Raw genomic sequence first — 20,290 nt, forward strand, 5'->3', positions numbered from 1 at the left:
TCCCACCCTTTAATTTTAATACGGGTAGGATGACTTAGACGGAATCCCAGCCTAAGTCATCCCAAAGCACAAAGTGAAGCCTTAGGTTATTAGTTCAATTCTTCTTCTGTATAATATCCCGTATCAATGAGCTCTTCCTGATAATTATCCAAATCAATGGAAATCGGCTCTAACAAGTTAGATGGTACGACTTTAACGCCATTATCATAAGTTTCCGTATCATTTATCTCAGGCTCTTCACCACTTAGGATTGCCTCTACCATATTTACCGCACTCTTAGCAAGTTCTCTAGTATCTTTAAAAATTGTTTGCGTCTGTTCCCCCGCTATAATAGATTTAACAGAAGCTAATTCCGCATCTTGCCCTGTTACAATTGGCATCGGATTGTCATCTGTTCCATATCCCACTGCTTTTAGCGATGAAATCACACCACGACTAATCCCATCAAATGGAGAATAAACTACATCAATCTTTTCACCTGAGTAATGGGCACTTAACAAATTATCCATCCGTTCCTGAGCTTTTGCACCGTCCCAACGTAATGTTGCCCCTTGTTCAAAACTTGTCTGCCCACTTTTCACAACAAGTTTTCCGTTATCTATATATGGCTCAAGAATGGACATGGCCCCATCCCAGAAGAAATAAGCATTGTTATCATCAGGAGACCCTGCAAATAATTCAATATTAAATGGGCCTTCCCCATCTGCTAGTCCTAACTTTTCTTCAATGTATTTTCCTTGTAATACACCTACTTGGAAGTTATCAAAAGTGGCATAATAGCTAACATGGTCACTATTCATAATGAGACGGTCATATGATATTACAGGAATATCTTGACTCTTCGCCTTTTCCAACACTTCTGTTAGAGCCTCGCCATCAATGGAAGCAATGACTAAAACATCGACACCTTTCGTAATCATATTCTCAATTTGTGAAACTTGATTTTCCACAACATCTTCTGCATATTGGAGATCCGTCTTATACCCCATTTTTTCAAGTTCCTTCACCATATTCTCCCCATCAAAAACCCATCTTTCTGAGGATTTCGTAGGCATCGCAATCCCAACCGTCCTTGTCGCTTCCCCCTCTTCACTCCCGCTACTACCGTTACCGCAACCCACTAAAGCAACGGAAATCACCAAAAAAGTCACTAACCAAATAAATTTCTTCATGTTTTCCCCCCTAGTTTTTTATTTATAGATAGCGCTTTCACACGCTATTAATTAATATGTTCCTTCTATCATAAATATGAACAAGTTCAAAAGGGGTAGGTCAGTAGTCCGTTACCATAGTTAATAATGAAGCAAGCCTAATAAGACAACAATTGTTGAATCGCATCCTTTATTCGCTTCTCATTCGGTAGCCAGTCATCCTCAATCGTCCCAACAGGATAAGGTGTATCAAATCCAGTTATCCTTAAAATCGGAGCGGACAGGGAGAACACCCCTTTTTCACTAACGAGCGCAGCTACTTCGGCTCCAATCCCATTCGTTTTCACCGCTTCATGGACGATCATTAATCTTTCTGTTTTTTCAACGGACTCTAGTATCGTTTCTGCATCAATTGGTGCAACGGTGCGCAAATCAATTAATTCTAAATGAGCCCCTTCCTTTTTGTATTGATCGACTAGTTTTTCTAACATAGGAACACATGGCCCCCAAGATACTATCGTCGCCTGATTTCCTTCCCGAACAACCTTTGCCTTCCCGATTGGAATTTCATATAATTGATCTGGAACTTCTTGTTTCGTGGATCGATATAGTTTCATCGGTTCAAAAAATAATACGGGATCCTCGTCACGAATAGCAGCTATTAATAACCCTTTCGCATCGTAAGGATTGGAAGGCATCACAACTTTTAAGCCTGGTGTATGACTAAATAACGCTTCCAAACTGTCAGAATGTAACTCTGGTGTCCTAACTCCCCCGCCATATGGACTTCGGATGACCATTGGAACGTGGTATCTTCCAGTTGACCTGAAGCGCACTCTTGCCGCTTGGTTGGCAACTTGATCCATTGCTTCGTAAATAAATCCTAAAAACTGAATCTCCGCAATCGGGCGTAATCCATTCAAACTCATTCCCACAGCCGTTCCAATAATAGCCGACTCAGCCAATGGTGTATCCATGACACGCTCTTCCCCGAATTGATCGATTAATCCGTCCGTAGCTCGAAATACGCCACCATTCCTACCAACATCTTCCCCCAAAATGAGTACACGGGAGTCTCTCTCCATTTCCTGAGTCATTGCTTGACGAATCGCTTCAATCATCGTGATTTCACTCATGCCAATCACCTTCTTCTCTTATCCTTCTTGCTTCCGCTTGCTGTTCTTCCAACTGTGCATTTTTCTCTTGATAAACATATTCAAATGCTTCCTCTACTTTAGGGAATTCCTTTTCCTTCGATTCAATTTCATCAATCATATGATCTAATTCATCTTGGAATGTTTGGACAAAGGCTTTTTCTTTTTCAACATCCCATAGATTGCTATTTTCTAAATAAAGTCTCACTCTCCGAAGTGGATCTTTGACCTCTCTCCAAGGCTCGACATTTTCTTTAGAGCGATATTTAGTTGGATCGTCCGAGGTCGTATGTGGTCCTAGACGATATGTCACAGCTTCGATTAACGTTGGACCTTCCCCATTTCTTGCCCGCTCCACCGCTTCCTTCATGACTTCATAAACAGCTAACACATCATTCCCATCCACTTGCACCCCTGGCATCCCATAAGCAACTGCTTTTTGAGCGATGGATTTACTGGCCATCTGCTTTTCTACAGGCACACTAATCGCGTATTGATTATTTTGACAGAAGAAAATAGCTGGCACTTGATACACACTGGCAAAGTTTAATGCCTCGTGAAAATCACCTTGTGACGTAGCACCATCACCAAAATAACTTACCGATACATGTTTCTCTCCTCGATACTTTTGCGCATAGGCTGTACCTACTGCATGCAAGGTTTGGGCTGCGATAATAATTTGAACTGGTAAAATATTGACATCTTCAGGTACCCGACCACCATGCAGATGGCCTTTAGCATATAGAATAATCTGTTCCAACGGCATGCCATGTACCATATTTCCCGCGTGCTCCCGATAACTGGGACAAATCCAATCCGATTTTTCTAATGCAAAAACACTTCCAATTTGCGCTGCCTCTTGCCCACTATATGGAGCGTACGTTCCAATCCGTCCTTGCCTTTGCATTCGCAATAACTTTTCATCTAGCAATCTCGCTTTTAACATCCATTGATACATTTCCAGCACCTGTTCATCCGAAACTACCTTTTTATCATGTAAAAGAACGCCATCTTCATTTAACCTTTCTACTCTTTCAAACGTTAAGTCTTCTTCTCTAAACATACCGTCCCTCCTATCTCGCTCTCAACATCCATCTATCCGGATTTTCTAATAAGGATTTCACATCATTCATAAATAACCCTGCAGGCTGACCATCAATAATTCGGTGATCAAAAGAAAGACTCATCCCCATCACATTCCCAATTCCGATTTCTCGATTCGGCAAAATCACGGGTTTTTCTTTAATAGAATGGATACCAAGGATGGCAGCTTGAGGATAATTAATGATTGGTGTACCATAAAATCCTCCCTTTGCCCCGGTATTCGATATCGTGAACGTACCACCTTGAATTTCTTTTAAGGAAAGCTTGCCATCCTCAGCCTTCCTCGACAGCTCCGATATTTCAATCGCTATTTCTTCTATCGATTTCTGATCTGCATGATGGATGACAGGTACGATAAGACCATGACTTGTCGCTGTTGCGATGCCAATGTTATATTGTTTTTTTAATAAAATCGTTTGGTTTTCCTCATCGATGGTTGAATTAAAGATTGGGTTGCGCTTCAATGCTTCTACGACGACCTTTACAATAAACGGGAGAAACGTAATCTTTTCCGAAGAAACATGATTGAGTTCCTTTCTTAGTTGAATTAATCGATCGGCATGAATCTCTTCCATTCCGGTTACATGTGGAATCGTATAAACGGATTGAACCATATTTTCCGATATCTTCTTACGCAAACCGCGAATCGGAATCACTTCATCCTCTAGTGTCCCTGATGTAGGAGTTGCTTGTTGATGGGTGGTCGCAGCTTTTGGCATATTTGTAGATGGATTCGAATAGGCTAACACATCCTCTTTCACGATTCTTCCATGTTTCGCAGATCCCTGAATTTGCGTAAGATCCACACCTAAGTCTCTAGCTAACTTTCTAACACTGGGCGCTGCTTTCACTCTTTTTTCCTTCGTGGATTTTTTCATAGTCGAATTGGGCTGTGGATTTGTCTGTTGGGGTTGAATGCTTGGAACGGTTGCAGGTTGTGTTGGCTTGTCCTGCCCTTTTCTTGTTTTCCCGTCTAACTCGATTTCAATCAAAGTCTCCCCAACAAGAACAACATCACCTTCCTTCCCCCCCATTGACCTGACAACACCACTTTTAGGAGTTGTAATTTCCACCGCCGCCTTATCTGTTTGCACTTCTAAAATAGGCTGATCTCTTTCCACCTTTTCGCCAACTTTTACAAACCATTGCAAAATTTCTGCTTCATGAAGCCCCTCACCAATATCCGTAAATTTTAATTGGTACAATCAAATCCCTCCTTACCTGATTCATAAACACAATAGGCAACGCTTACATTGTTTTTAAAAAACTCACAACAATCGACGAATAGAATCCGTTATTCTACCTGCTGCTAAGAAACCTTGACTATCCTTTTCAAGCTCCTTCGAGTCATCACACCACTAATTAGAAGTAACACTCTTTCAGCTAGAATGATAATGATATTAATATACTATGATGGAATCCTGCTATATAGAACAAAGCCCAATCCTCCGTTCGGCAACGCATAAAATGCTTCTTGCCATGTTAAGTAATAGGATGAGTGGCGATTTGAATTGAAATTTCTATTACTCCGGCATTCATTGGGGTGATGAGTTGCGATTCTGATTAATATTTCCGTTGCTCGGGCACTCATTGGCACGATGAGTGGCGCTTCGAGTTAAAATTTCTGCTGCTCCGGCACTCATTGGTTCCCTAAATGGACTTCCGCCTATAGCAGCTTACTCATAAGATTCCATCCCCACACATTGAGAGAAACAACAGCGGCTTACAAAATTTGAATGCAACACAAAAAGAAGTAATCACCCTGCACTTTGATGGAGCGAAGGGTGATTACTTCTTTTATGGTAGCAAGCACGATAAATGCTATATATGATGTTAATCCTATTGTAACGAAAATACCAAATTTGAATAGCATAATCACATCATATGATATCCTTCCCTTTTCTTTAAGGGAATACCAAGTTGTTCTACTTAACTTTAAGCGTTTAAAACTTTTCATAAAATCAGCCTTATTGGGACGAGGGACCTGTCCCCTAGGCTCTTGTGTCCCCTAGGCTCTTGTGCAAACTAAGCAGCTCTCTCCAATTCAACCGTACAGCCACCCTTTGTATTTTACCCGTGTATTTCTATGGAATAAAGCCGTCGAGTTGCTTCAAACGAAAAGGTCACGGATTCGTTATCATAAAATTCCTTTTTAAAATAGCAATTATTTCTTAGATCTCGCCATTCTAGTAGGAGAGAGCCAACTTCTACGGTTACATTGTATGATACGGTTACTTTACTTCCTTTTTTCACCCAGAAACTATAATGTTCAAGGCCATCATACTTTTTATATGAAACACTTAGACGATTACTCGTGCGTTTCATCTTATAAAATAGATACGTTTGACTTCTAATGCATAATATTCCTTTCTTATATAGAATGTAAAAGATGATTAATAAAATGATAGTAGATATACTCTCCATCTGTTCCTCCCCTGTATGGATTCTGCCCTAATTATAAAGAGAGCTCGTAAGCCAAGTATCTCTAGAACATCATCTATCGCAAGCTATCAAGATGTTACGCGCAAATATTCATTTTCTACTATACTTTACCATATGGTGAAAAGTCTTATAGTCAGTAATATTCATAATAAGAAAGATTGGAAAATGACATCACCTTACTTATGAAAAACAATAGCTACAACTATCCATGAATGGGATTAACACGGACGGATACTTGCAGCTTATTAACAAAAAAGTGGGATGAGAATTGCCCCCGCCTCATTCATTAACCCTCATTACTTTAAACACTGTACTTTTTGGTATATTTGGGTTGTGGTGCACCACGTATGCTTTGGAAAAGCGATAAAGATACTCTTCTTCATGCGATTTCGGTGTAAGAATAATCATTTTCCGCTTCAATTCTTGCTCGTATAATTCAAACACTTTATCCTTTCTTCCCTCATCAAGAGCACTGTCAAATTCGTCTAGAACAATATAACCCGGCGATGCTTCGATAGTTTGTAGTAAGGCTAGAGCAAACAATAACGAACTGAGAGATTCTTCACCACCAGATACACCTTTACCAACTTTACCTCCTCGCGCTTTCACACTCACATCTTCTAATTTTCCCCGGTGACCTTCTTTACGTGCTTTTATGAATAAGGTATACCGAATTCGGCCACGTCGATCGGTGTTCATGTCCCAATCAACTTTCCCTTCAAATCCGAACTTGGACATATAATGAACGAACTTTTGATTCACACCAATTATTTTCATATTAATGGTATCTTCCAAATCTTCTTTAAAGCGTTCCATTCTTTCCGTATACTCTTCCAATAATAATTTTGATTTTTTCACTTCTGTTTCTGACCGGTCGTATTCCTCTTTCATTTTCTTATAGTTCTCCGGTGCAGCATCATCAATGCCCGTTTCGTTCCTCGCATTGTCAAATTTCGTTTTTCCAAGGTCTCGCATTTCCTCTGCTTGTGGCCTTGTTGTTTCAGGCAATTGTTTCGACTCTTCGCCAAACTCATCGATTAGCCGTTGAGCCGTTTCCTGTAGCCTATTCACTTCTTTTCTTGTTCTAGAATAGGCCTCTTCACTCGTTACCCGCTCATCAGACCGATTCCTTATTTGTCTCTCGATTTGTTCAATTTCACGGTCTTGATAGGTAACTCTATCTTCCAATCCCTGCAAATCCCTTACTAATTGTCTCTCTTCACGCCTTTTTTCGTCCAGTAAATCCTCCAGTTCATTTAACTGATCATTTTTCTCCTTTTTCTCTAGCCCTAGCTCAGCTAATAATCCCCTTAACTTTTGCACTTCTGCAATTTTTGCTTGTTCTTTTTGAAACTGAACATAGGTTGCTTGGAATTCCTTATAGGTCGAAACCTTCTGCTTCCATTCAGCAAGTAATGTGTTAAGCTTATTTATTTCGGACTGAGTCGCATCTCGCTTCTCTAGAGTATAGCTCTTTTCACTACTTAACTTGTCAAATTGCTCTCTCCGCCATTCTCTTTCATTTTCTTTCGTCAAAAATGCCTCAGCATCCTTTAGTGACTCACGCCGACCAAACAATATGGAATTTCTCTTTTTTAATTCATCCATTTCTTCCTTAAACTGTTCGATCTTTTCCTCGATCGTATTAAGCTCTTGTTCTAGCTTAATCTGATGGTTTTTGAGCACTTTTTCACTTAAAATAATTTTATTTTCCTCTTGGGGTCCTCTTATGCCCTGTCGATCGATTAACATCCCCTTTTCAATCACAGGCATTTCTTTTGTAAAAAAGGTTTGCGTCCACCATAGTGCTTTCACAGCAAATACATAGAGATTATCACTTAAATTATCCTTAATTTTGATATGCTTGTCCGGTAGATGGGTAAGGCTCTTTTCAGGAATCACGTTTGGTAATGGAACATGATACAAGTCATTTGGTGCTTGAAATACTTTTTGGTTCACAAATAAAGTATATTTAATCGCATCAAATAACTGTTCATCACTTTGTTTTGCTGACTCATCTAACTCCAGTAGCTCACGCAACGGATAGACCTCAATCTTATTTTTTTCAAAATAATGAACCGATTGCTCCTGGCGAGGGCTGTATATCTGATTTTTTCTCAGGTAGCCCAGTTCCTTGCCTAACACTTTTTCCTTACCTACCAGTTCACGCAGCTCATCTTTAAGAAACTCAAGCTTGCGTTCGTTCCTATCCATTTCCGCTTGAACAGCATTGCTACTGTGGTACGTTTCCATGAGGTCTCTCACCTGTTTTTCCTTCACATGCTCTTGCTCGATTTCCACTTCCAATTTTGCTAATTCTGGGGTTAAAATGTCTAAAGTTTTCGCAAGGCTACTACTCATTTCTTCCTTTTCACGAATCGAATCATCCACCTCAGCGTAGTTCTGTTCTGCTTCTTTTAACGCATTGGTAACTTCCTCTTCGGTCATGCCAATACGGTCGACCTTTTTGGTGATTTCTTCAATTTGCTTAGAGATGGCATCTAGTTTTTCTTGTGTTTCTTTCAACTTTTGATTGGACTCCTCCAACTCATGCCCCAATTCCTGTTGACGTCCATCAAGTAAGCCAAGCATTTCCGTAAACTTCGCATGCTCCTCTTTTTGCTCCACATGATGGATTGCTAGTCTTTTCTTCTCCTCAAGCTTTTCTTCCTTTGTATCCATCAATTCCGTAATTTGACCCTTCAAGGAATCAATTTGCTTCAAATGATAGGTTTCCAACCATTTCAAACCAATATAATATTGCTTAAATCCTTCCTCAAGCCGGCGATTCCGATCATAGTATCTGTCGAGCATCATCTTTTTTTGCTTCAAATCCATTTTGTTAAGCCCTTGCTTACTTTCTGCCTCTTGCAAGCTTTGTTCCGTTTCCTTCACAAGCTCTTTACTTCGCTCCCAGTTTTTCTGAATCTTATCAATTCCATTCATTTCGCTAAAAATCCGGAAACGTTCCTCAGGATGCATGATCGCAAATTGATTTACTTCTTTTTGATACCAAATCAAATAAAAGTCATCCGGATCAACCGCATACTTATATAACACTTGGTTTTTATACTCGGAAAAATTAAAATTTCCACCGGAGGAAAACTTCGTGGAACGCTCCCAATGGTCCATCACATCTCCTTCTTCAATGTAAAACTCCCTCTTAATCGGATCCCCAGGCTTTTGCTCGATATCTAGTCGAAACTGCACGAACTGTGGCGCATCCACTTTCACTTTCCCATCATTTTTGAAAAGTAATTCAATTTTTGCCCGCCATGTTTGATCAGATGGAAGATTATTCGACTTTAATCCTTCTAAATCAACCTTACTAGAATAAAGAACTCCACCCATACAAAAAGTAATCGTTGACTTACCAGCACCATTTGGTCCAGAAATAAGAATGTGATCATCTTTATCCGAAAAATCCATAACCGTCGGCGTATAATCACGAATCCCAGAAAATCTAAGTCTCCACGGAATCATCACTCACACCTCCATTCATGTTGTATCGTTTAAAGAACCGTAACACATCTTCCATATGAAGCTGATTGGACTGACTAAATTCTGCATACCGACGCAAGTACGAATCGGAGAACATATGCACACCAATGGCTGTCAGTTGATAGGCCTCTTCATTCGAATTCGTATCATATACTTCAATCGCACCTATTTTTTTCAAAGGGTCCAAGTTTGCCTGAATTTTCCTCGTCACCTGCAAAGATTCATGCCCAAAACTATGAATCAATTGCGAGAAAAGGGTGTATTCATTTTGCAACACTTCTTGGTGATAAAAAATAAACATGAGAATCGCAAGGCTTTCCTTATTCAAAACATTCCTCGCTTGTTTTGCAGGTACACGCATTAGCGCCACAACTTGGTTTCTACGCTCATCATAAATCACCTTAAAATAACGGCTAACCCCTTGATTCACCCGTTTCATAAACGAAGCAAAAGCTTCCTCATCATTCGTAATGCCAAGTAGTTTTTCTACTTCCTTACGCGACAAACCAAAGTTCCCCATCCGAATGGTAGCGGAGGAGGAAAACAAGATTTGCATAAAGACCAGTTCTTCTTCTTTCGTCAAAAATCCCTGGATCGACTGCAAAGCTGACAAGGGATTAACATTATGAGTCTCTTCTTCCTCGTTTTCGAATTCCATAGGTTCCTTGTTCATCCTCTATCCACCTCCAGTCTTTTTCTGTTTGATTGGCCTCCAGTTTTCGATTTGCTTTTTCATCGATATCTGCCTTTTTATTAGCTACAAGTGCAGACACACCAATTAGACCATTTAAGACGTCACTCCATTTGGCAGATCCAGCTTCAACGACTAATTCTTCCAACCCAGCTTCATCCACTTTTTCGAGATATGTTTCAATCTGTTCCGTATGAATCATTTGTTTGGTCATTTGCCATCTCGAGTCTCCCATGAGTTCTTCTAGTTGATCTTCCATCACTTCTTCTAATTCCGGAAAATCCTCTTCCACCGTTTCTTCAATTTCTTCCGTGATTGGTTCATAGTTCTCCACATACTGGATCCCCTCATCCATTGCCATTGGCGACAAAGGACTAGCAAATTTCACCGGTGCCCACATCCCATCTAATTCCTCATCCTCATATTGTCCCTGTTCCATAAAACTAAGGATTTGGTGGGCATTAGGTATGTCCGAACCGATTGGTGGATCAAATGACTTCACAATAAAATTCCGGAAAAGTTCTGGTTGAATCGTATGAATAAAATCTGTCTCTTGCAGGTGGGCAAACTTAAGAATCTTGTTGATCGTCCCAAGACTGATCTTGGTGCCTTCACTAATCGCTGTCGTCCCTCTTTGTTTCACAGAAGCAAAAACAAGTTCCTGATCTAGCGTTTCAAATTTAGCGAGCCTTTCAACCATTTTTCCTTCTAATTCCTTCATCAATTGATGGATAACCTCGACCTGATTCAATGCGTTACGATCGGACAAATACTCTAACTCTCGTTCGGTTAATAACGCGACCGCTTCCTCCACATTTTTAATCATACTCACCAGTTTGTTCCCACCAGATATGCCCTTATCGTCATAAGCCTCACTTAATTCCGCATCCCGTTTTGCTTGGAAAAGCGATCGTTGTACATCATCATTGAGATAATAGGCAAGCGAATCATTCGCAAGTCGAATCAAGACATCCATCATTCGCTTCCCAACATCACGCATCTTAATTCGTTTCCCCGTTTTTGCAATCCAGTTGAATTTTCCCAACACAAACGTCATATGTTTCATGTACCCAATCGTCATCTCTTCATCAAATCCAAATGTATGACGATAACGATAAAAAAGCGTGTCCTCATTCTCGATTGGATCCGTAATCCCAAGTGCCTCTTGATTAATAATATTTAACACCCGCAAAAAACGTAATATATGAATCGGCGACTGAAAATATTCCTTATCACTTAACTCACTTAGAACGCCAGATAACGCTGCAATGTCACGCATCGACTGGAGAAGTTCTGGCTTATCTTCATCCGCATCAAAGATGGAAATTAAAGCTTTATCCAATTCTTCCAATAGCCCACTCCTCCAATCTCTTGCTCCTGTTCTTCCTTCCTGTCCTGAATCGACTGTTTATATCGTGCTTCAAACTGCTCGATATCCGTAACAATCTCTAACGGCGGAACAACCCATTTGGTAAGGACCTGTTCATTTTTTGTCACCTGAAAAACTTCTTTGGCAATCGTTAAACCTGCTTCATCAACATCCGTCCAAATAATCACTTGTTTCACAAAGGGAACAAGATTGCCAATCAATTGGCGGTGTGCTGATCTCAACTGCCCATCAATTCCTAACACAAAACTTCTAGAATCTAGTAAAAATTCTTCTTCATAAGCCATCCGCGTTAACACGCCTCTATTCTCCACCAACCACAACACTTCCGCACTCGTTTGAAAGGTGTCGGTAAAAACAGCTAAATCGGTTGTAGCATGAACACTTCCATAGCTGTACGTTACCTTTTCCCCACTCATTGACCCAGAAAAAAATATCGGCGTGATCGTGCCCAAACTAGCAAGGCCCAACAAATGTAGCGGACGTTCAAGAATTCGTTCTACCTCTTCAAGGAAATCCTTTTTATAGGAGTCAAATTCCTTGGACCCTCCAATTTTCCGGTAATAACGGGCGCCAATTTGCTTCCAGTCATAATGATGTTCCACCGTAGCAATCTGGTACAATGCTACCAAAAAGTGCAAGAATAGAAGTTGCTTTCTAAACCTCCAGGAAGAATTTACTGTTTCCATTTTTTCGACTTGACCTTCTATAAACCGTTGTCCCTCATCGGCAATCCTATTTAATCTATTTTCTAATATGTCTAGTAATTCTGAGCGGAGCGTATCCTTCCCTTCACCGGTGCCATTCGTATCTTCCCAGCGTGTTTTCCATTCATGGATAAGCTGCTTTTTTTCTTCTACCTCTTGTTTTTGCATGGACTGTTGATACCGAAAAAGAGCATATCCCATCCGATATTGCTCGCTCTTTACGGTCCTCTCATCTTTTTCAAAGCGATATTCCCTAATCAACCATCCATTACGAATCCATTCATACATTTCATCCGATAGAGTCAACTGCTTCCTGACCTTGGGGCTAGTGAACACTTTTACTAGTTTGTTAGGTGGGGCAACACTGTTTTCCGTAACGATTCCAATGGTTAACCTAGAAACCGTTCTTCTTGTTCTAGTGGTTCTCTTGATCACAGGGATATCCACGTTTCCATTGTTTACATTTATATCGATTAAATGAAGTTCTTCATTTTTTAATAAAATATGTTCTTCTAAATAATTTTTCCATTCACTTGGTATCAAGTATTTTACCCCCTCAACCTTCTACTCCATTTTATCATAGAGAAACAAGCCATGGGGACAGTCCCTCGTCCCATTTGCCCTAATGACGTTATTCTTGATAAATAAGTGGAGTTTCACAAAAAAATAGAGCGATTCTCACTAAATTTTTTGTAAGAATCGCTCTTCTAGGACAGTTAAGTTCCCACATTCCTGTGGAAATACGAGAACTCTATATTGCCTAGGCACCATATATCTTTTTGGGACGCGTGGGTCTAAATAGAATTATAATATAATAAAAATAGACAGAGCACTACGAACACTCTTCCCAAGCAACATACATGCCTAATTCCCCTACACTTTGACCGAGTAGTGGGCGGTTACTTCTTTTTTCTGTTGGTGACCAGTGCGATAATCGCAACAATTGCTGTTCCACCTTCTTCACTGTTTAAACAGCAGTTTCCTCTCCTCCTCCGTAAACACCCGAGACCTCGTCAAAAACCTTTTACCTTCAGGACCCTCCAGGGAAAACATCCCCCCTCGTCCATCGACAACATCAATAATAAGTTGCGTATGTTTCCAATACTCATATTGATCTTTGGCCATGAAAAATGGCGTACCACTGATTTCACCTAAAAGGATATCCGAATCTCCTGTCCGAAACTCATCCCTCGGATAACACATCGGGGAACTACCATCACAACATCCTCCTGATTGGTGAAACATTAATGGTCCATGAATTTCTTTTAATTTTTCAATCAATTTCAACGCCTCTTCCGTCGCAATAACACGTTTAACCATGTGATTCCTCCTTTTTTATGAAAAAAGGAGCGACTCATCACGATGGAATGAATGCTCCTTTTAAAAGTCCGATATTCATAGGCAAGAACTCGTTACTCTATACTAATATTTCGTTTTTCATTACCGATATTCCGGTATTTATTACCGATATTCCAGGTACTCGCCGCAAATCCCTGCCGGCTAACACGTAACTTACATATATACCGAAATTTTCCTATCCACTAAAACAACCCAGTTGCCGCCTCACTATAATTAATCAATAAATTCTTCGTTTGTTGATAATGGCTTAGCATCATTAAATGATTTTCTCTGCCAATACCAGATTTTTTATATCCGCCAAACGCGGCGTGTGCTGGGTATTGGTGATAGCAATTGGTCCAGACACGACCCGCTTCAATGGCTCGACCGAAACGATATGCCGTATTAATATCGCGTGTCCAAACCCCTGCTCCCAATCCATACAACGTATCATTGGCAATTTTCAATGCTTCTTCTTTTTCCTTGAAGGTTGTTACCGAAAGAACTGGTCCAAAGATTTCTTCTTGGAAAATTCTCATGTTGTTATCGCCTTTAAAGATAGTCGGTTCTACATAATATCCACCAGCCAGTTCCCCTTCTAATTTATTGACATTTCCTCCAGTTAGGACTTCTGCACCTTCTTGTTTTCCGATGTCCAAATAAGAACTTATTTTTTCCATTTGTTCGATTGAAGCTTGTGCTCCCATCATCGTCTCTTTATCAAGTGGGTGACCAATTTTAATTTGTTTTACCCGTTCAATTGCTCTTTCCATAAATGCGTCGTAAATGGATTCATGAACGAGCGCGCGGGATGGACAAGTACATACTTCTCCTTGGTTCAAAGCAAACATAACCATTCCTTCAATTGCCTTATCTAAATAACCATCATCCTTATCCATCACATCTTCAAAGAAAATATTCGGCGACTTCCCGCCCAATTCCAGCGTTACCGGAATAATATTTTCCGAAGCATACTGCATGATTAATCGTCCAGTTGTCGTCTCCCCCGTGAAGGCAACTTTAGAAATTCCAGGATTCGTTGCAAGTGGTTTTCCTGCCTCCACCCCAAAACCATTTACCACATTCACGACTCCAGCTGGCAATAAATCTTTCACAATATCTAGAAAAACATGAATTGATGCTGGTGTTTGCTCAGCTGGTTTTAGTACGACACAATTTCCTGCTGCCAGTGCAGGTGCTAGCTTCCAAGTTGCCATTAACAGTGGGAAGTTCCACGGGATAATCTGCCCGACCACTCCTAATGGCTCATGGAAATGATAGGCAACCGTATCTTCGTCGACTTGACTGATGCCACCCTCTTGCGCACGAATCGCACCAGCAAAATAGCGAAAATGATCGACTGCAAGCGGGATATCTGCAGCAAGTGTTTCCCGAACGGCTTTTCCATTATCCCATGTTTCTGCCACTGCTAATACCTCTTTATTTTCTTCTAAGCGATTCGCAATTTTATTAAGGATATTCGCCCTTTCTGCAACCGATGTTTTTCCCCATGCATCCTTTGCTGCGTGTGCCGCATCAACTGCTAATTGAACATCTTCTTTCGTGGAACGAGCGATCTCACAAAACACCTCACCAGTGACAGGTGTGACATTGTCAAAATATTGCCCCTTCACAGGCGCGCGGTATACCCCACCAATAAAATTATCATAGCGCTTTTTAAATGAAACGATAGAACCCTCTGTGTTTGGATTATTGTACCTCAAGAATATTTCCTCCTTCATAATAGACATTTTTAGATGTTATGTATGATCTAGAAGAACGTCTCTAATAAACTTATTCTTGTCTTTAGGAAATATTCCAATTAATCCATGGGGACAGGTCCCTCGTCCCAAGTTTCTTTTGGGACGAGGGACCTGTCCCTATGGCTCTTCCTATAACTATATTTTTATGTTACAATGGGAACAAATGTTCTAAGTGAGGTGGTTTTATTATGTCTGAGGTAAATGACCGGGGCACGATTAAATGGACAGCTATGATGTTACCAGAGCATATCCAGCTGTTAAATAAGATGTGGAAAGACAAAGAAAAGAAAGCAAAGCCAATGTTAGATGAGCAAGAATTAGAGGAAATAAACATGAAACTGCAACTCGCCATTCATCATCACTTATCTGTTGAAATTAAATATTATTCCAATTATGATTACAAAATGATGAAAGGAAAAATAAAAAAGATTGACCTTGCCGATAAATATATACAGTTAGAGGACTATACGAGAATAGGATTAATGGATATTTTAGATGTTGATATGGAATAACCGTAGCCAGTAAAGATTAAGGGGCCTTTTTAGCGTAATCGGGGCACAACTTGGAATTTCGAGTAACACCCAAATTCAATCCTAAATCCCCCTTGTAGAAAATGTATCTGACTTGTAGGGATTAAGATAAATTTTATGTATAGTTGATATAGATAAAGAGAGAAGTCCAGCAAACACTTCTCTCAAAGCAACCTGTATTCTAATTCCAAACAAACACATAATCAAACATTTGTTTGAACCTATCTTAAGAACGCATTAAATAACCTATCCTTAATAAATGCCGACACTAGCAAGTAAAATAGCTGGGATTAGTGATAAAATCGGAAAGACGATTGCTACTACTGCAAGATCTCTGTACGATTGTTTATGCGTTAAACCCGTGACAATTAGTATGGTTATCACTGCTCCATTATGTGGCAATGCGTCTAGACCACCAGATGCGATGGAGGCAATACGGTGAAATGCCTCTGGTGCAATACCTGAGGATGCAGCAATTTCATTATATTTATGGCCTAACGCTTCCATCGTAATACCTAATCCTCCAGATGCGGAACCGGTTGCTCCGGACAATACATTCGACGCAATAGCCATCGAAATAAGCGGATTTGCATCAATACCTAGAATATAATCACTTAATTTCTGAAATCCCGGAACAACTCGTACAACAGTTCCAAATCCAACTGCTGCAGACGTATTAATCATGGCCATGACAGAATCTGAAGCACCTTGGTTTAGTGCTGAAACCATACCTTTGATTTTGCTTAATGAAAATACGATAATGAGTAAAATACCAACTAATAAACAAACCACAATATCCCATTTTAAGACATTTAGCGTAATGATTACAGATATCAATGGTAGTAAAGATAAGAGGATATGTGGTGGATTTTCCACTAACTTCCCGTTTGTTTCCTTATCTTTTTCAAACTCTTCAAATCCATATCCAGCTTTTTTTAAATTTTGTTCTCTTTTTTTCAGATAAAAATATGATCCCCCAGCCATAACGAGTGTAGCAGCAAGCCCCATAATTGGTGCTGCAGCGGCTGTAGTATTGAAGTAATCCATTGGAATCAAATTCTGAATTTGTGGAGTTCCGGGAAGTGCAGTCATGGCAAACGTCATCATCCCAGCTGTAATGGTGGCCGGCATAAGTTTTCTTGGAATATCGGCTTGTCTAAACATACTTACCGCAAGTGGATAGACGGCAAATACAACGACAAACACACTAATCCCACCATATGCCAAAACCGCTGAGGCCATAATGACACCAACAATCGCCTGTTTTTCACCAAAAAGTTTAATAATACCATGTGCGACAGACTGAGCCATCCCACTGAATTCCATTAATTTACCAAAGATAGCTCCTAACATAAAGACAGGGAACCAACTCTTCGTAAAATCAACAAAGCCTTGCATGTAGGTATTTGTATAAGCATCTAGTAAATCAAGCCCTCCAAATATCGCCACAACCCCAGAACAAATTGGCGCAATCCAGATAATGGACCATCCACGGTAAGCAAGAATAATTAACAAGGCTAACCCTAAAAATATCCCAATCATTTCATCACCTCTTTTTCATAAACATCCCCAATATCAAAGTGCTTACATAATTATGTTAGAAAACATAGCATCCACCCATTCTTTTGGCGAATGCCTTAGTTACACTTATGTAAATCTTAGCGATGAAGCGAGTAATCCGAGTGCCAGACGGGAAAAGTTTTATACTTTCCTATCTGCCAAAAATTAAGGGCCACCGTAATGGCCCTTTTCTTTTTCATTAACTACTAGGAAAATCAAAGTTTGTTTCATCTGTTTCAGACTGATCAAACCATCTTTCCGAAACTGTTTTTGTTTTTGTAAAGAATCGTGCAGTATCCGGACCAAACATTTGTCCTTCACCAAATCGTGAATCTTTCCACCCGCCGAAATTATGATAGCCAACCGGTATTGGAACGGGTACATTTACCCCAACCATCCCTACTTCTATTTCTTGTGTGAATTTACGAGCATCACGGCCACTATTGGTGAATACAGTCACACCATTACCGTACGGATGGTCGTTAATCAACTGGATCGCTTCGCCAATCGAATCTACCGTAACAATTTGACGTGCAGGACCAAATACTTCTTCTTTATACACTTTCATGTTAGGAGTAACGTTGTCTAGTAATGTAGCACCAAGGTAAAATCCTTCCTTGTTTTCCACATCAGGGTTTCGACCATCTACTACAATATTAGCTCCTTCTTCTACCGCTTCATCAATCGCATGTAAAATGCTTTGTTTTGCTTCTGCACTTATGACAGCTCCAAAGTTTGCTGTTTCGTCATCATAAGCACCTGGTTTTAAATCTTTTACTTTTTCTTTTAATTTTTGCGTAAACACTTCTGCAGTCTTTTGTCCGACTGGCATTGCGACCGAAATAGCCATACAACGCTGTGATGCCGAACCATAAGCAGCACCTATGAAAGAATCGACCGTTTTATCCATGTCAGCATCCGGCAAGATGACCATGTGGTTCTTCCCTCCACCGAAAGCATTGACACGTTTATGATGCTTTGTACCAGTTTCATAGATAATTTTTGCTACATTTGTAGAACCAACAAAACTTATAGCTTCAATATCTTTATGTGTGATAAGGGCATTTACCGTATCTTTATCCCCATTCACAACATTCCAAACACCAGCTGGTAAGCCAGCTTCCTCCCAAAGCTCCGACATGAATAAAGCAGAATATGGAACTTTTTCAGACGGTTTTAAGATCATTGCATTTCCCACAGCAACAGCCATCGTACTCATTGCAAGCGGTACCATGATTGGGAAGTTAAACGGAGAGATACATGTAACAACACCTAATGGTTGTTTCATAGAATATGCGTTTATTTCCCCACCAACATTAACAGAGTGCTCCCCTTTTAAAATATCCGGTGCGCCAATTGCTAAATCAACGGACTCTATTCCTCTGGCTATTTCTCCTTTTGCATCAGAGATTGTTTTCCCATTTTCTTTTCCTATTTGTATAGCTAACTTTTCCGTATTTTCTACCAATAATTGGCGAAACTTAAATAGAACTTGAATTCTTTTTCCTACAGAAACTTTTGCCCATTTTGCTTGTGCTTCTTTCGCTAACTGAACGGTCTCATCAACTTCTTCTGCTGAAGCAAAAGGAACAGTAGCTATTTTCTGCCCAGTAGATGGACTGTATACATAACCAACCAAATCATTTTTTCCTTCTACTTTTTTTCCATTAATATAATGTGTTAGTCTATCTAACGTAACTGTCGTCATCTAATTTATTCCTCCTACATATTTTTATGTAAATTTACTGATCCACTTTTTCCTTTTGTGCCGTTAGCATGAGATAGGCTGAAGACATATCTTTATCGGCATAATCCTCGATATTGGTTTCAAAGTAATCTACTAGCGCTTCACCCAATGGTAATTTGCCATTATATGAATTGGATATAGTATTTGCTAGTTTTAAGTCTTTTAATAGAAGTGCTGTAGTGAAAGCCCCTTTTATATATTCATCCTTGGCGATAAAATTTTCATAGTTTCGTCTAAATACATCACTCTGGCCTGAGCTTACACTAACAATTTTATATACAATATCATGATCTAAACCTGCAGCATCAGCAATAGACAAAGCTTCTGCAACTGCCTGAGTATGAATACCGGCCATTAAATTATTAATTAATTTAACCACTGTTCCTAACCCATGTTCTTCCCCAACATGGAAAATATTTTTACCGATTGCTTCTAAGTATGGTAATGCGAAATCGTATGTTTCTTTATTGCCCCCGACCATTACACTTAAAGTTGCTGCTTCTGCTCCAGAAACACTTCCACTTACCGGAGCACCTAAGTACTGAATCCCCTTATCCAATGAGGCTTTGGCAACTTTTTCATTTAACTTTGGAGAGATGGTACTAAGATCAATTAATGTTAAAGGTGCTTGTCCATTCTCTACAAGGCCCTCATTCCCTAAATAAACCGCTTCCACAATTTGCGGTGTTGGTAGACTAGTGAAAATCACATTCACTTCACTTGGTAATGTAGCAGAGGTAAAGCCAACTTTTCCACCAATCTTAGCAAATTTTTTCTCTGCTTCCTCATTTGCATCTACTCCATAAACAGTAAAACCTGCTTTTAGTAAATTACTTGCCATCGGGAAACCCATATTCCCTAATCCAAGAAATCCTACTTTTTTCGTATCCATTCAAAATCCCTCCTTCAATCCTTTTCAATTTTAAGAAAGCGCTGTCTTTTTCGCGTAGAAGATGATTCTGATTCTTAAATTATTATTCCTTTCAAATAAATGTTAACTTAACTATAATTGTCTGTCAATTGTTTCTATATTGACTATTTTATATAATTATTATTTGTTACAAAATAGTGAATACTCTTTAAAAACCTTGCTAGAATTCGAAAGTCCACTTGACTTATGCAGGTGTAGACAAGAGTAGTCTTCACCCTTTATGTCTGATTCCATTGAACTTCCGGCGTTTTAGTTGACATCATAGCATTAGAATGTGTGGGACA

Annotated in this window: 15 protein-coding genes; 1 reads left to right on the forward strand and 14 read right to left on the reverse strand. The window is 39.8% G+C overall.

All coding sequences use genetic code 11. The features are described from left to right. Window positions 1-89: 89 nt before the first annotated feature. The 11 genes from chvE to exaC form a co-directional block, all read right to left on the reverse strand. Window positions 90-1,172, reverse strand: a complete 1,083-nt coding sequence (gene chvE, locus A9178_RS10715; protein ID WP_068675111.1) for a multiple monosaccharide ABC transporter substrate-binding protein — start codon at window positions 1,170-1,172, stop codon at window positions 90-92. A 137-nt stretch (window positions 1,173-1,309) separates the two neighbouring features. Further along, window positions 1,310-2,287 (reverse strand): alpha-ketoacid dehydrogenase subunit beta, encoded by a 978-nt coding sequence (locus A9178_RS10720; protein WP_068675114.1) that lies wholly within the window; start codon window positions 2,285-2,287, stop codon window positions 1,310-1,312. Then, window positions 2,280-3,368, reverse strand: a complete 1,089-nt coding sequence (gene pdhA, locus A9178_RS10725; RefSeq protein ID WP_068675116.1) for a pyruvate dehydrogenase (acetyl-transferring) E1 component subunit alpha — start codon at window positions 3,366-3,368, stop codon at window positions 2,280-2,282. The genes A9178_RS10720 and pdhA overlap by 8 nt, the downstream gene beginning before the upstream one ends. Window positions 3,369-3,378: 10 nt before the next feature. Beyond that, complete coding sequence (locus A9178_RS10730) at window positions 3,379-4,614, reverse strand: dihydrolipoamide acetyltransferase family protein (RefSeq protein WP_068675118.1); 1,236 nt, start codon at window positions 4,612-4,614, stop codon at window positions 3,379-3,381. Window positions 4,615-5,479: 865 nt separating this feature from the next. Continuing rightward, window positions 5,480-5,833 carry a hypothetical protein gene (locus A9178_RS10735; protein WP_068675120.1) on the reverse strand — a complete coding sequence of 118 codons (354 nt, stop codon included), beginning with the start codon at window positions 5,831-5,833 and terminating at the stop codon, window positions 5,480-5,482. Window positions 5,834-6,130: 297 nt separating this feature from the next. Continuing rightward, the gene (locus A9178_RS10740; protein ID WP_068675122.1) at window positions 6,131-9,334 is read right to left on the reverse strand and encodes an AAA family ATPase; all 3,204 of its coding nucleotides are present in this window, start codon (window positions 9,332-9,334) and stop codon (window positions 6,131-6,133) included. Next, window positions 9,315-10,025: a hypothetical protein gene (locus A9178_RS10745; RefSeq protein WP_068675123.1), complete on the reverse strand. Its 711-nt coding sequence runs from the start codon at window positions 10,023-10,025 to the stop codon at window positions 9,315-9,317. Before A9178_RS10745 ends, A9178_RS10740 begins: the two co-directional genes overlap by 20 nt. Further along, window positions 9,976-11,394, reverse strand: a complete 1,419-nt coding sequence (locus A9178_RS10750) for a hypothetical protein (RefSeq protein WP_068675125.1) — start codon at window positions 11,392-11,394, stop codon at window positions 9,976-9,978. The genes A9178_RS10745 and A9178_RS10750 overlap by 50 nt, the downstream gene beginning before the upstream one ends. Then, window positions 11,370-12,680 carry a toprim domain-containing protein gene (locus A9178_RS10755; protein ID WP_068675127.1) on the reverse strand — a complete coding sequence of 437 codons (1,311 nt, stop codon included), beginning with the start codon at window positions 12,678-12,680 and terminating at the stop codon, window positions 11,370-11,372. Before A9178_RS10755 ends, A9178_RS10750 begins: the two co-directional genes overlap by 25 nt. Window positions 12,681-13,097: 417 nt before the next feature. After that, window positions 13,098-13,457, reverse strand: a complete 360-nt coding sequence (locus A9178_RS10760; protein ID WP_068675129.1) for a DUF779 domain-containing protein — start codon at window positions 13,455-13,457, stop codon at window positions 13,098-13,100. Window positions 13,458-13,678: 221 nt separating this feature from the next. Then, complete coding sequence (gene exaC / locus A9178_RS10765; protein WP_068675131.1) at window positions 13,679-15,199, reverse strand: acetaldehyde dehydrogenase ExaC; 1,521 nt, start codon at window positions 15,197-15,199, stop codon at window positions 13,679-13,681. Between the two features lie 227 nt (window positions 15,200-15,426). Between exaC and A9178_RS10770 the strand changes: the two genes are divergently transcribed. Beyond that, window positions 15,427-15,750, forward strand: a complete 324-nt coding sequence (locus A9178_RS10770; protein WP_068675133.1) for a YolD-like family protein — start codon at window positions 15,427-15,429, stop codon at window positions 15,748-15,750. A gap of 270 nt (window positions 15,751-16,020) precedes the next feature. Here A9178_RS10770 and A9178_RS10775 read toward each other — a convergent pair whose 3' ends face one another. The 3 genes from A9178_RS10775 to A9178_RS10785 form a co-directional block, all read right to left on the reverse strand. Continuing rightward, window positions 16,021-17,310: a GntP family permease gene (locus A9178_RS10775; protein ID WP_068675135.1), complete on the reverse strand. Its 1,290-nt coding sequence runs from the start codon at window positions 17,308-17,310 to the stop codon at window positions 16,021-16,023. Between the two features lie 217 nt (window positions 17,311-17,527). Then, window positions 17,528-19,036 (reverse strand): CoA-acylating methylmalonate-semialdehyde dehydrogenase, encoded by a 1,509-nt coding sequence (locus A9178_RS10780; protein WP_068675137.1) that lies wholly within the window; start codon window positions 19,034-19,036, stop codon window positions 17,528-17,530. Window positions 19,037-19,070: 34 nt separating this feature from the next. After that, window positions 19,071-19,967, reverse strand: coding sequence for an NAD(P)-dependent oxidoreductase (locus tag A9178_RS10785; RefSeq protein ID WP_068675139.1), 897 nt, complete (start codon window positions 19,965-19,967; stop codon window positions 19,071-19,073). Window positions 19,968-20,290: the final 323 nt, after the last annotated feature.

The sequence above is a fragment of the Oceanobacillus sp. Castelsardo genome, from assembly GCF_001659985.1.
In the GTDB taxonomy this organism is placed as follows: Bacteria; Bacillota; Bacilli; order Bacillales; family Amphibacillaceae; genus Oceanobacillus.

What these genes read in the sequence shown, in the direction of transcription:
- chvE (WP_068675111.1), bottom strand. Translation starts at nt 1,172, where the DNA reads ATGAAGAAATTTATTTGGTTAGTGACTTTTTTGGTGATTTCCGTTGCT.
- A9178_RS10720 (WP_068675114.1), bottom strand. Translation starts at nt 2,287, where the DNA reads ATGAGTGAAATCACGATGATTGAAGCGATTCGTCAAGCAATGACTCAG.
- pdhA (WP_068675116.1), bottom strand. Translation starts at nt 3,368, where the DNA reads ATGTTTAGAGAAGAAGACTTAACGTTTGAAAGAGTAGAAAGGTTAAAT.
- A9178_RS10735 (WP_068675120.1), bottom strand. Translation starts at nt 5,833, where the DNA reads ATGGAGAGTATATCTACTATCATTTTATTAATCATCTTTTACATTCTA.
- A9178_RS10740 (WP_068675122.1), bottom strand. Translation starts at nt 9,334, where the DNA reads ATGATTCCGTGGAGACTTAGATTTTCTGGGATTCGTGATTATACGCCG.
- A9178_RS10745 (WP_068675123.1), bottom strand. Translation starts at nt 10,025, where the DNA reads ATGAACAAGGAACCTATGGAATTCGAAAACGAGGAAGAAGAGACTCAT.
- A9178_RS10760 (WP_068675129.1), bottom strand. Translation starts at nt 13,457, where the DNA reads ATGGTTAAACGTGTTATTGCGACGGAAGAGGCGTTGAAATTGATTGAA.
- A9178_RS10770 (WP_068675133.1), top strand. Translation starts at nt 15,427, where the DNA reads ATGTCTGAGGTAAATGACCGGGGCACGATTAAATGGACAGCTATGATG.
- A9178_RS10775 (WP_068675135.1), bottom strand. Translation starts at nt 17,310, where the DNA reads ATGATTGGGATATTTTTAGGGTTAGCCTTGTTAATTATTCTTGCTTAC.
- A9178_RS10780 (WP_068675137.1), bottom strand. Translation starts at nt 19,036, where the DNA reads ATGACGACAGTTACGTTAGATAGACTAACACATTATATTAATGGAAAA.
- A9178_RS10785 (WP_068675139.1), bottom strand. Translation starts at nt 19,967, where the DNA reads ATGGATACGAAAAAAGTAGGATTTCTTGGATTAGGGAATATGGGTTTC.